This is a genomic window from Chryseobacterium sp. MMO-72 (genome assembly GCF_037146035.1).
Lineage (GTDB): Bacteria > Bacteroidota > Bacteroidia > Flavobacteriales > Weeksellaceae > Chryseobacterium > Chryseobacterium indicum.
In genome coordinates this window covers 38124-51184 of the sequence record NZ_JBBCWG010000015.1, presented here as the reverse complement: position 1 = coordinate 51184, position 13061 = coordinate 38124, and the positions used below count along the sequence as shown (strand labels likewise).

At 36.4% G+C, this 13061-nt stretch carries 11 protein-coding genes; 6 read left to right on the top strand and 5 right to left on the bottom strand.

What is annotated here, in order from left to right; genetic code table 11:
* Positions 1-34: 34 nt before the first annotated feature.
* The 4 genes from WFH39_RS17725 to WFH39_RS17710 form a co-directional block, all read right to left on the bottom strand.
* Positions 35-1027 (bottom strand): zinc metalloprotease, encoded by a 993-nt coding sequence (locus tag WFH39_RS17725; RefSeq protein ID WP_336690849.1) that lies wholly within the window; start codon positions 1025-1027, stop codon positions 35-37.
* Between the two features lie 257 nt (positions 1028-1284).
* Positions 1285-1926, bottom strand: coding sequence for a response regulator transcription factor (locus WFH39_RS17720; protein ID WP_235132949.1), 642 nt, complete (start codon positions 1924-1926; stop codon positions 1285-1287).
* Positions 1923-2708: a sensor histidine kinase gene (locus WFH39_RS17715; RefSeq protein WP_235132948.1), complete on the bottom strand. Its 786-nt coding sequence runs from the start codon at positions 2706-2708 to the stop codon at positions 1923-1925. The genes WFH39_RS17720 and WFH39_RS17715 overlap by 4 nt, the downstream gene beginning before the upstream one ends.
* 656 nt (positions 2709-3364) lie before the next feature.
* Positions 3365-3919, bottom strand: a complete 555-nt coding sequence (locus WFH39_RS17710) for a hypothetical protein (RefSeq protein WP_336690848.1) — start codon at positions 3917-3919, stop codon at positions 3365-3367.
* A gap of 195 nt (positions 3920-4114) precedes the next feature.
* Here WFH39_RS17710 and WFH39_RS17705 point away from each other — a divergent pair, with 195 nt between their 5' ends.
* Positions 4115-4816: an FKBP-type peptidyl-prolyl cis-trans isomerase gene (locus WFH39_RS17705; RefSeq protein WP_336690847.1), complete on the top strand. Its 702-nt coding sequence runs from the start codon at positions 4115-4117 to the stop codon at positions 4814-4816.
* A 116-nt stretch (positions 4817-4932) separates the two neighbouring features.
* On the opposite strand, the gene clpB is transcribed toward WFH39_RS17705, so the two are convergent.
* On the bottom strand, positions 4933-7539 hold the full coding sequence (clpB, locus tag WFH39_RS17700; RefSeq protein ID WP_336690846.1) for an ATP-dependent chaperone ClpB: 2607 nt from the start codon (positions 7537-7539) through the stop codon (positions 4933-4935).
* Positions 7540-8127: 588 nt separating this feature from the next.
* On the opposite strand from clpB, the gene WFH39_RS17695 reads away from it, so the two are divergent.
* The 5 genes from WFH39_RS17695 (at position 8128) to paaB (ending at position 13060) form a co-directional block, all read left to right on the top strand.
* Positions 8128-8703 carry a TetR/AcrR family transcriptional regulator gene (locus tag WFH39_RS17695; RefSeq protein WP_336690845.1) on the top strand — a complete coding sequence of 192 codons (576 nt, stop codon included), beginning with the start codon at positions 8128-8130 and terminating at the stop codon, positions 8701-8703.
* A 373-nt stretch (positions 8704-9076) separates the two neighbouring features.
* On the top strand, positions 9077-10393 hold the full coding sequence (locus WFH39_RS17690; protein ID WP_336690844.1) for a phenylacetate--CoA ligase family protein: 1317 nt from the start codon (positions 9077-9079) through the stop codon (positions 10391-10393).
* Positions 10394-11479, top strand: coding sequence for a 2Fe-2S iron-sulfur cluster-binding protein (locus WFH39_RS17685; protein ID WP_336690843.1), 1086 nt, complete (start codon positions 10394-10396; stop codon positions 11477-11479).
* A gap of 175 nt (positions 11480-11654) precedes the next feature.
* Positions 11655-12593 (top strand): 1,2-phenylacetyl-CoA epoxidase subunit PaaA, encoded by a 939-nt coding sequence (gene paaA / locus WFH39_RS17680; protein WP_235133093.1) that lies wholly within the window; start codon positions 11655-11657, stop codon positions 12591-12593.
* A 185-nt stretch (positions 12594-12778) separates the two neighbouring features.
* A complete protein-coding gene (gene paaB / locus WFH39_RS17675; RefSeq protein ID WP_002981782.1) occupies positions 12779-13060 on the top strand; it encodes a 1,2-phenylacetyl-CoA epoxidase subunit PaaB in 282 nt (93 codons plus the stop codon).
* Position 13061: the final 1 nt, after the last annotated feature.

Below are 13061 nucleotides of genomic sequence, written 5' to 3'. Positions count from 1 at the left end.
CCGGAATCATTTGTATTAAAATTAGCAATAAAGTTTAGTTAATTCTTAATCCTGATCTTGCTCCGGAAGAAGCTACCACAGACTGCATTCTTGTTTTTTGTCCTGCAGAGAACATAAACATAGCTGCATCATCCACATAATCCATGTAATTCATAAACATTACAGATCTCTGTACGCCGCTGCAGGTATTGTAAAGAGGATAGCTTGGTTTTCCAGCATTAGAAGTAGTTTGAGTCGGAGTGTCCGCCACAAGATCGTTTCCACAGTTAGCATCTCCCCAGATGTGTCTCAGGTTCAGATAATGTCCTACTTCGTGTGTAGCTGTTCTTCCCAGATTGAATGGAGAAGATGCACCGGTCTTACCAAAATATGGAGACGCAATTACCACTCCGTCGTTCCATAATCCGGAAGATTCAGGGAAAGTTGCGTAGCCAAGAATCTGCCCCATATTTCCTACCGTCCAGATGTTTAGATAATTAGAAGGACTTGTTGCATCAATTCCTCCGGTAGATGCTTTTTTCATCGCATCATTGGTACTCCAGCTTGTTTTGGTAGTAGATTTTCTCACCACATTCGCCAGTCTGAATCTTACTTTTACATCCCCCGCTTTTACCCCCTGAAATTCAGAAGGAATTTTTGAGACGTCGGTGTTGGTTCCTGCATAATCCGCATTAAGAACTGCAATTTGTTCTGCAATACGGGCGTCAGAAACATTTTCAGCAGTTGTTCTGTATAAGACATTTACCACTACCGGAATTTCAACGGTACCATCAGATAATACTTTTCCCAGTTTCATATCGTTTTCAAATCTTTCGGTTCTGGCTTCGATTTCAGAATATTTCTGTCTCAGTTCCGAACTGTTTTTCAACGCTGCTTGTCGGATTTCTTCAGAAGCACAGCCTCTTTGAAGTGCAGTTCCGGAAATAGCAGGTGTGTTTTCAGATCCTTCGGTTTGGTTAGAAACATTGTCGCTGTTACAGGCAGAAAGGAAACTCAGCATAAGAGCTCCGAATAATAGTTTTTTCATAAAAAATATAATATTTTGTTCGGCAATGAAATTATATTATTTGAAGTATATATGCAAGTATTTCACCCTTTAGTTGAGTTATTTTATTATTCAATAAATAGTATTTTTTAAAATATGCTGTATTATTTGTATTTAAATGATGTTTTTATTGATTTTTTAGCAAGTGAAAAAAGTTATTTACGGCACAAAAAATCCTTTCCACTGGAGAAAGGATTCAGATTTAAGTTAAAAAATATGAGTGAATGTTTATTCTGAATTTAAGATTCTGCGAACCCGTTTTTAATAGCAAAAACAGCAAGACCAACTCTCGTTTTAAGATCTAATTTATCACAAAGCTGATCTCTGTAGCTTTCCACCGTTCTCGGGCTGCAGCACATTTTATCCGCAATTTCTTTATAGCTGAGTTCTGTAACCGTATATTTTAAAAATTCTTTCTCACGGTCGGAAATTTTCACATTATTGGCGGCATCTTCATTGTTCATATTGGAAAAAATGATCTTGGAAGCCCATTCCGGATAGAAAAAACCGTCATTGTTAAGTTTCGTCAATGCATTTTCCAGTTCTTTTGGATGCGTATTTTTCAGTAAATAGCCTTTAGCACCGTTACGGATCATTTTAATAACGCTTTTATCGTCGCCCTGCATGCTTAAAGCCATTACTTTAATGTTCGGATGATGTTCCTTGAGCCAGAGTACCGTTTCGAAACCATCCATAATCGGCATACTGATGTCCAGAAGAATAATATCCGGAATTTTGCTGTTGTTTTCGAATTTCTGGATGAGATCTTTTCCGTTTTCGGCAACGTAGATTACTTCAAACTCCGGAAAATTGTCAATAATTCCTTCTAAAGCTTTTGCGATAAGTACATGATCGTCTACAATCACTATCGTTTTTTTCATGGCTGTCTTTTTAAAATAATGTTGAGCGTAGTTCCCAAATTTTTCTGACTTTCAAGGCAAAAATCTGCCCCGATAATTTCGGCTCTGTTTTTCATATTGGTGAGCCCGATTCCGTTGGATTTGATGCTGGACTGATCGAAACCGATGCCGTCATCTTTAATATTCAGTTCCCAAAGTAACTCCTGAGAAGTGTTCAGATTAATGAAAATATTTTTACAGCCCGAATGTTTGATGCTGTTCTGAATAAATTCCTGAGTAATTCTCAGCAATACATTTTTATGCACAAAGCTGAGATCCAGCTGATTAAAATTATGCTGAAAATCGACATGGCATTTTTTAAACGCATTGGTGTTGTCTACTTCTTCCTGAATTAAAGTTACGATTTCCTTTTGATTAATATTGTCGTCCGTTAATGTTTTTGAAAGGCTCCTGAGATCGTGAAGCGACTGATTAATGATCTGCGAAACCTGCTCGATTCTTTCGCTTACTTCCGGAACTTTATTTTCATACAAAAGCTGTTGCGTGTATAGGCTTACCAACGTTAATTTCTGACCGATATTATCATGAAGTTCGCGCCCGATCTGCTGCATCGTTGCCTGCTGAATTTCAAGCTGCGTCGCTAACAATTCTTTCTGGTGAATTTCGTTTTTTATTTCAATCTCATTCAGATATTCTTTTTTGCGCTGTTTGTATTTGCGGATATAAACCATCACCGCAGCCACAAACAATACAAAAAAGATGTTGAATAAAATAATTGTTATTATGAGCTCTGTTTTCCCCATATGAATGAAATTGAGAATAATAAATACATTGTAATTCCGGACATTAGAAAGTAATTAAAGTACATATTCCATAGTTCAGGATATTTGCTTAATAAGCTGAAAAATGTCCAAAACGGTAGCGTTCCGATATAAAATAAAGTTACTCCAAGATTAATATAAAACATTTTGTTTTTATTGAAGCTCAGAATATCAGATGAATTAATTTGCCTGTAATACTCCATGATTACTAAAACCATCAATATGAGACAGCCAAATGTATAATTGAATGAAAAAATTATTTTTCCCGCTTTAAAAAAATACTCATTGGGAAGAAAGGAAAGCAAATAAATTATAGAAATTGTATAAAATAATTTTGGCTTTTTTAATGATTTTGCAGCATACAGCCAATAGAAAAATAAAAATTCAATTGGAATAACAAAATAATTAAAAAACTTTGGCTTATTATATTCCATTAAATATCCTCCCCATTTCCCAAAAACTTCACATAAAAACATGAGTATTAAATAAATGGAAAAGTACTTCCAGTATTTATCTTTAGCATTTCTATAAAAAATAATAGAAATAAGAGCAGCCAGCCCTTCCATCCAGATTAAAGATTCTTGTAGTACTTTTTGAAATTCACTCATTGTGCTTATTCGTGTAAATATATTTTTTTATTAAAAAGATTCGGTTGCCTGTGTAGAAGGAGGAGATAGGGTTCCATGATTCTGGCAGACCACTTCTCCCTGCAAACCGGAATTTCTTGCTGAAGCCATCGCCAAAAACTCTCCGCTTCCGCTTGTGCTTAAAGGATTGAAATCATAGCAGAGTTTTTCTCCGTTTTCATCTTCCTGTTTCATGGTAGGAACCAAAACTAAAGTGTGTCTCTGTGCATATTCTGTTCCGATCGGAGTTCCCGACATAATATTCCAGTCCTGCTCTTTAGGATAAGCCGCATAATAAAATCGTATTCCCAAATCCTGATCTGTAACACGGGAATCATTTTTCATCGCCTCATTTTCAATGTCTGAAATAAATTTTTTCAGCGTTGCCAGATCAAAATGAATAGAGTGGGCATCATCAAATCCTAAATTTTGGTTTACACACGCTAACTGATTTTTTCTGTAGTTCTCTACAAGAGTTCTGATTAAATCGCAGTGAAGCGTGTTGGGATTAGAAATTGATTCGGCTGATTCAAATTCTAAGTTGTCTAAATTTGGTTTTGTTTCCATAAAGCTAGTTTTAAAAAAGGTGAAAGGTTAGTTGGTTATTGCAAATCTCGTAAAATTTCAGGGGAATACGACACGGTTTTTTCCTGATTATTTATGGGGTTTTTACGGATTGTAAATTTTAATTAAAATTATAAAGATTTTAGATAGATTTGCAGCGATTATTAAATTCATTAATCATAAACAATAAATTATCAAATGAAAAGACAGACTATCGCATTACTTTGCATAGCAATATTTAGTGTTTCATGCGCTAAGAAAGACGAAACTGCAGCGGATGGCAAATACACGGATGATCAAAAAGCTTCCTACTATATAGGTCTGAGTATTGCTAAAAACATGAAACAGGAAGGCTTCAAAGTAGATGCAGATCTTTTGGCTCAGGCTATTAAAGAAGAAATGGATGGAGGGAAAAAGCTGATGCCGGCTGAAGAAATGGATTCTTTTATGCAGGAGTTTATGCAGAAACAGCATGAAAAAAAGCAGGCTGCAGCAGGCGTACAGGCAGATGAAAATAAGAAAAAAGGTCTGGAATTTCTTGCCAAAAATAAAAGCAATCCTAAAGTGAAGACCACGGCTTCCGGTTTACAGTATGAAGTCCTGCAGGAAGGTGACGGTAAAACAAAACCAAAAGCGTCTGATATTGTACAGGTAAAATATACCGGAAAGCTTCTGGATGGAACTGTTTTCGACTCTACCGACAAAAACGGAGGCGCACCAATGGATATTAATCTGGGCGGTGTAATCAAAGGATGGACAGAAGGTATTCAGTTGATGAGCAAAGGATCTAAATACAGATTTTACATTCCTTCAGAACTGGCTTACGGAGATAATGGAGCCGGACCAATTCCTGCAGGCGCTACTATTACTTTTGATGTAGAATTAGTGAATATAAAATAATATTTTGAATACAAAATTCATAAAGTATTTCACATCTGATATATTACAAATAAAATTTCCGCAGATTTTTTGGTCTGCGGAAATTCTTCAAAAATAATATATATGAAAAAAACTACTTATAAATCGGTCGGTCTGAAAACCAAACCTGTCTCTTCGAAATAATCCAGTGTTATTCTGTCGCCATCGTTCACTTTTCCGGCAAGGATTTCTTTCGATAACCGGTTAAGAACCTCCTGTTGAATCACTCTTTTCAGAGGTCTTGCTCCGAATGCAGGGTCATACCCTTTATTCATCAGGTAATCTACTGCGTCCTGAGTTGCCGTCATAATGATATTTCTTTTCGAAAGCATTTCATTAAATCCTCTCAGCTGATAGGTAACGATTTTTCCGATTTCCTTTTTTCTTAAAGGCTGGAACAATACAACCTCATCAATTCTGTTTAAGAATTCCGGACGTAACGTCTGTTTCAATAAATCAAAGACCTCATCTTTTGCCTCTTCCAGTGTTTCCGGACTAATGTTATCATCCTTGTCACGCAGAGCGGAGTCGAAGCGCTCCTGAATTAAATGTGAACCTAAATTCGATGTCATAATGATAATCGAATTTTTGAAATTCACCACTCTTCCTTTGTTATCGGTCAATCTTCCGTCATCCAAAACCTGTAACAAAGTGTTGAAAACATCAGGATGTGCTTTTTCAATTTCATCTAAAAGAACCACAGAATATGGTCTTCTTCTCACAGCTTCCGTTAATTGTCCGCCTTCATCATAACCCACATATCCCGGAGGCGCACCCACCAATCTCGAAACACTGTGACGCTCCTGATATTCACTCATATCAATTCTCGTCATATTGTTTTCATCATCAAATAAAAACTCCGCTAAAGCTTTTGCCAGCTCGGTTTTTCCGACTCCCGTTGTTCCTAAGAATAAGAATGACCCGATTGGTTTTTTATCATCACTCAATCCCGCTCTGTTTCTTCGGATCGCATCCGCAACGGCTGTAATGGCTTCGTCCTGTCCAACTACTCTGTGATGAAGTTCGGTTTCCAGATTCAATAGCTTTTCTCTTTCAGACTGGAGCAGTTTCGTTACAGGAATTCCGGTCCATTTGGCAATCACTTCAGAAATGTTTTCAGAAGTTACCTCTTCTTTAATTAGCTCATTCTGATGATTTTGCATTTCGATTTCAAGCTTTTTCAGCTCTTCCTCTTTTTCACGCAGTTTTCCGTATTGGATTTCTGCTACTTTTGCGTAATCTCCTGCTCTTGAAGCTCTTTCTGCCTCCAGTTTCAGAGATTCTATATCTTTTTTAATCTGCGTTAAATCTTCAGATTTTTGCTTTTCTTTCAGCCATTTGGCGTTAATTTCATTTCTCTGCTCAGAAATTTTCGAAATATCTTCTTTTAAATGATCGATTTTCGTCTGGTTGCCTTCTCTTGAAATCGCAGCCAGTTCAATTTCCAACTGCATTAATTTTCTGTCGAGAACATCCAACTCTTCCGGTTTCGAATTGATCTCCATTCTCAATTTTGCCGAAGCTTCATCAATTAAATCAATCGCTTTATCCGGTAAAAATCGGTCTGAAATATATCTCTGCGACATTTCCACCGCCGCAATAATTGCCTCATCTTTGATTCTTACTTTGTGGTGCGCTTCATATTTGTCTTTAATTCCACGAAGAATAGAAATTGCCGATTCTGTATCTGGTTCTTCCACCATTACTTTCTGAAAACGTCTCTCAAGAGCTTTATCTTTTTCAAAATACTTCTGATATTCATTTAAAGTCGTGGCTCCAATCGCTCTTAATTCTCCTCTCGCTAAAGCTGGTTTCAGAATATTTGCAGCGTCCATTGCGCCTTCACCGCCTCCGGCTCCCACCAAAGTGTGGATTTCGTCGATAAAAAGAATAATCTGTCCTTCCGATTTAATAACTTCATTCACTACGGATTTCAGACGCTCTTCAAACTCACCTTTGTATTTTGCACCGGCAATCAAAGCGCCCATATCCAGTGAATATAATGTTTTATCCATTAGATTTTCAGGAACGTCACCGCTGATAATTCTGTGGGCGATTCCTTCCGCAATGGCGGTTTTACCAACTCCGGGTTCACCAATCAGGATCGGGTTGTTTTTTGTTCTTCTGGAAAGAATCTGCAACACTCTTCGGATTTCTTCATCACGCCCGATTACAGGATCTAATTTTCCTTCCGCCGCTAATTCGTTGAAGTTTTTAGCGTATTTATTTAAAGACTGATACGTTTCTTCTGAACTTGCAGAAGTGGCTTTTGAGCCTTTTCTTAATTCTTTAATTCCGCCTTCCAGAAGACTCTTGGTAACGCCCATATCTTTCAGCATTTTTGAAACTTCTGAATTTGTTTCCAATAATGAAAGCCATAAATGCTCAATCGTTACATATTCGTCGCCCATTTTTTTAGCAATGTTAGGCGCATCAAGCAAAACTTTATTTGCTGATTGTGAAATGTAAATGTTGCCTCCCTGAACTTTAGGGAGCTTCTCTAAATTTTCGCGGTTTCGCTCTCTTACCAAAGCTGCATCTGCTTCAGATTTTTTTAATAAGAAAGGCGATATATTTTCATCTACCTGAAAAATTCCTTCCAGTAAATGTTGAGGTTCGATCTGTTGGTTGCCAAATTCCATTGCCACCTGTTGTGCAGCCTGAATTGCTTCCTGAGATTTTACGGTATATTGATTTAAATTCATATTTTGTATATTTTTGATTCTTTAATTTTTAGTTTCCAATTTTAGATTTTAGACATCAGATTTCAGACCATAAGAGTCAAATAAATGTTAATTTTTTAATCAGATTTTCTAATTTCTGATGCCCTTAATCTTTATTTAATCATTTAATTCGGGTACATTATCGCAAAAAGTATTCTATTGTTGAATTTTTAAAAATATTGGACAAAATTTCCGAAATATTTATTTTTAATCTGTTTTGAAAAGACAAAATTTCCGATTCGAAGAATTTGAGTGAAAATTATCGGAAGAACCGTCAGATTTGGTGAATCTCAAAATACGTCTAACCTTATTTTTTGATTGAACCATTAAGATTTTAATTAAGAAGTTTAGAATATTTAAGAGTTGCTTCGCTTTCCAAAATAATGCTTATTAAAAATCTATTGATTTTTTCTTAATTAAACTTAACATCTTAAATCTTCTTAATGGTTTAAATAATTTTTCATTTCATCATTTTGAAAAAGCAGTGTTTAGCTTTTAATTTTTAGTTTAAAAATCATCTTCTCAAAATCAAATATTAAAATCAAAATAATTACTTTTGCGTTTTTACAAATGGAGCTTAAAGAAAAACAGAAGAAAATTTTAGATGTTGCCGTGGAACTTTTCAAGGAGAAAGGCTACATGGGAAGCTCTGTTCGGGATTTGGCAACCAGACTGAATATCAAAGCGGCTTCTTTATATGCGCACATCCGCTCAAAGGAAGAAATTCTGGAATGGATCTGTTTCGGCATCGCGCAGGAGTTTTTTGATGAACTTCAGCAAGTAAAAAATACCAATATTCCACCAAAGGAAAAGCTCAATCTTTTCATTGAAAAACATTTGTCGGTTGTTCTGAAAAACCGTGATGTCACGCACATTTATTCCAATGAGTGGAAGCATCTTGAAGAGAGATTACCTGAATTTATCGAATTAAGAAAAAATTATCAGCAGGAAGTTGAACAGTTGATTTCTGAAATTTATACCGCTGAAAACTGGGAATTAAGATCACCGGCTTTTACCACGAGATTTATTCTTCATACTTTAAATAACTCCTATTTCTGGTTTAAAAGAAATATAGAATCCGGTTCGGATATCACCGATGAAATTAGGGATAAAATTCTTTTTGGTTTGCTGGGAAATCAGAAATAGTAGTTTTAAGCTTAAAATTTCCCAAAACTTTATCATAGTTTTTGTCATTCTGACGAAGGAAGAATCTAAGCTTAGTGTTAGAGATTTTTTATAATTTAAATGATAAACTTTGTGCTTAGTTACTTTGTTTTAAACTGTCATTTCGACGAAGGAGAAATCTATTAAACATTAAAGTAAAAACAGATTCTTCACTTCACTTCCGAACTTTGTTCATAGACTTTTTATCTATGTTTGAATAACAAAATCATCCTTAAACTAAACCTCAATCTTCACCTTAATTATTTAGAATCATTAAAAATCTGACGAAAATCATAAAAATTTTGTCACGTTCCAAAATCTTTTTAAATTTACACCTAACAAATGTTAGTTAGTTATGGATTTTGGTGTTGAATATCTTAAGCTCGATCAGTTGAGACAGCTTCAGTCTGAGCGGTTAGCGAATTTGGTAGACTATCTTGGAGAGAAGTCTGAGTTTTATAAGAGAAAATTTAAAGAATCAGAAATATCTCCACAGGAAATAAGGTCAATCGAAGATATTACCAGACTTCCTATAACCTACAAACAGGATTTGCGAGACAATTATCCATTTGGTTTATTTACCGTTCCGAAAAATGAACTGCAGAGAATTCACTGTTCAAGCGGAACAACGGGAAAACCGACGGTGGTGGGATATACAAAAGAAGATGTTGATTTATTCAGCGAAGTCGTGGCGAGATCTTTAAATGCAGCAGGCGCGAAACCGGGAATGCAGTTGCATAATGCATATGGTTACGGAATTTTCACAGGCGGACTGGGACTGCACTACGGAGCGGAAAAACTGGGAATGAGCGTTCTTCCGATTTCAGGAGGAATGACGGCAAGACAGGTCGATCTCATCATGGATTTTCAGCCGGAAGTAATCTGCTGTTCGCCATCTTACGCTTTAACCATTGCTGATGAATTTGCAAAAAGAGGAATCCCCGCAGAAGAAATCAGTTTAAAATATGCCGTTTTGGGATCAGAACCGTGGACAGAATTAATCAGACAGCATATTGAAGAAAGATTAGATGTTCATGCAACCAATATTTACGGATTAAGCGAAATTATCGGACCCGGAGTTTCGATGGAAGATTTTGAGGAAAAAGGAGGTTCTTACATTTGGGAAGATCATTTTTATCCCGAAATTCTCGATCCGGTTACAAAGGAGCCTGTTCCGTTTGGTGAAGAAGGCGTTTTGGTGATTACCACTTTAACGAAGAAAGCAATGCCGCTTCTGCGTTACTGGACAAATGATATCACAAGTCTTTACTATGACGAAAACGGAAAAAGAACGATGGTGAAAATGCGCCCGATTTTAGGAAGAGCCGATGATATGCTGATTGTAAGAGGGGTAAATGTTTATCCAAGTCAGATTGAAGAAGTATTTTCTCATGTAGAAGGAGTCGTTCCGAACTATTATTTAACTCCTGTTGAAAAGGAACAAATGTGTGTTGCACTGGATATTGATGTTGAGATTGATGATGAATTGATCGCCTCGAAAAATTTAAATCAAAATACCGATGATTATGCTATTTTTGTCGGAAACTTCGGAAAAAGTATAGAAAACGAAATAAAAAAGAGGGTAGGAATTACCACAAAAGTGAAAATTCATGCTCAGGACAGTCTTCCGAAATGCGAAGGTGGAAAAATTAACAGAATACTTAAAAAATAAATGAATTCATTTTATAAACTTAAAACGGTAAAAGTTCAGAAAGATACCAACGATGCAGTAAATGTAGCGGTTGAAATCCCTGAAGAGCTGAAGGATAAATTCAGATTCAAACAGGGGCAGTATCTTAATTTCCGAATGATGATCAACGGAAATGAAGAAAGACGTTCTTACTCCATCTGCAATGCGCCGAGTGAAAAAAGCAACACGCTGGAAGTTTTAGTGAAATTATTGGAAGGCGGAAAAGTTTCCGGTTATTTCAATGAACATCTTCACATGGATGAAATTCTTGAGGTAATGCCTCCGATGGGCGGTTTCAACACTTCTTATCATCCGACAAACGTAAAAACATACATTGGTTTGGCGGCAGGAAGCGGAATTTCTCCGGTTTTATCGAATATTAAAGAAAGTCTTTATCAGGAGCCGACTTCCAATGCGTATCTGTTCTACAGCAACAGAAGCATGAATCACGTGATGAAAAAGGCTGAGATCGATAAATTGGTGGAGCAGTTCAGCGGAAGATTGAAAGTTGTTTATCTCGTAAGCCGTGAAAAGCATGAAGATCCGATTTTTGAAGGAAGAATTTCCCCTGAAAAACTGGAACATTTATTTGAAAGATATGCAGATATTGATGTAAAAGAAGCCACTTATTTCATTTGCGGACCTTCTGAAATGATCAAAGGAATTGCAGATTATTTAAAGAAAGATAAAAAAGTACCGGCAATTCAGGTTCTATTTGAATATTTCACTGCTCCTGACGAAGAAAATACAGAGGAAATGAGCGACGAATTCAAGGCCATTGCCAATATTGAAAGTATGGTTACGGTAATCATTGACGATGATGAATATTCGTTCCACCTGAATTCAAAAAAAGAAAGTATCTTAGATAAAGCATTGAAAGACAATCTTCCTGTACCTTTTGCGTGTAAAGGAGGAGTGTGTTGTACGTGTAAAGCCGAAGTTTTGGAAGGGGAAGTCTTCATGGAAAAAAACTACGCGCTTACCGAAGAAGAAGTAGCCCGAGGTTACGTTCTTACCTGCCAGTGTCACCCGACAACCAATGTAGTGATGCTTAATTATGACGTATAATTAATGTAACAATGTAATAATTTACCAATGTAAAAATAATAAGATTTCACTCTAAAACTTTGTGGACTTGGCTAAGTGAAACGCCTTTGCGAACTTAAAAACAGTTAGTAGTAAAAGAAATCTTAGCGAGCTTTGCGTTAAAATTTACCTTCATTTTAAATATTACAAGATGGAAATAGATATTGAAAAATTTGTACAGTACGTACACGACGAAAATAAAGTAGAACCAAAAGATGTAATGCCCGATGATTACAGAAAACTATTGGTTCGTCAGATTTCACAGCACGCGCATTCTGAAATCGTAGGAATGTTGCCGGAAGCGAACTGGATCTCCAGAGCACCTTCTTTGAGGAGAAAAATGGCTCTTCTGGCTAAAGTTCAGGATGAAGCAGGTCACGGTTTATACCTTTATTCTGCAACCGAAACTTTAGGTGATGGAACCATCAGAGCAGACAGAGATGCAACGTATGAAGATATGCTTTCAGGAAAAGCAAAATATTCAAGTATCTTCAACTATCCGACTTTAAGCTGGGCAGATATCGGAGCGATCGGTTGGCTGGTTGATGGTGCTGCAATTATGAATCAGGTGATGTTGATGGGGAATTCTTATGGTCCTTACTCAAGAGCGATGGTTAAAATCTGTAAAGAAGAATCTTTCCACCAAAGACAGGGTTATGAAATTTTGATGGCTCTTTGCCGTGGTACAAAACAGCAGAAAGAAATGGCTCAGGCTTCGTTAAACCGATTCTGGTGGCCAGCTTTAATGATGTTTGGTCCAAATGATGACAGTTCACCAAACTCTAAAATTTCGATGAATTACAGAGTGAAAAGAGAAAGCAACGATAGTCTTCGTCAGAGATTCATCGACGTGACGGTTGCTCAGGCTGAATTTTTAGGGTTAACCATTCCGGATAAAGATCTGAAATGGAACGAAGAAAGACAGCATTATGATTTCGGAGAGCTTCCATGGGATGAATTCATGGAAATCTTAAAAGGAAACGGGCCTGCCAACAAAAAGCGTATCGAAACGAAGAGAAAAGCTCAAAGAGAGAATTCTTGGGTAAAAGAAGCGGCAGCAGCTTTTGCTGAGAAGCAGAACGAAAAGGTAAACTAATTCTTAATTTAAACCATTAAGATTTTATTTAGAAGTTTAGTTGAATTAAGAAAAATCATTTTGATTAAAATCCAAAAGCGAAGCTAATCTTAATATTCTTAACAACTTAATTGTCCTTAATGGTTCAAAAATTAAAATTTAAAATAATTCAAAATCTAAAATTTAGATAAAAATAAAATTTGACTATGGCAAATTTAGATATGTGGGAAGTGTTTATTCAGACTAAACCGGGGTTATCTCACAAACACGTTGGAATTGTACAGGCGCCAACAGCAGAAATGGCTTTACAAAACGCAAGAGACGTTTATACAAGAAGAAAAGAAGGAACTTCTGTTTGGGTAGTTCCAAGTAAATACATCGTAACTTCGGAAGGAGTGGATAAAGAAGCATTTTTCGATCCGGCTGATGACAAATTATACCGTCACCCAACCTTCTACGAGATCCCGAACGATGTAAAAAATATGTAAA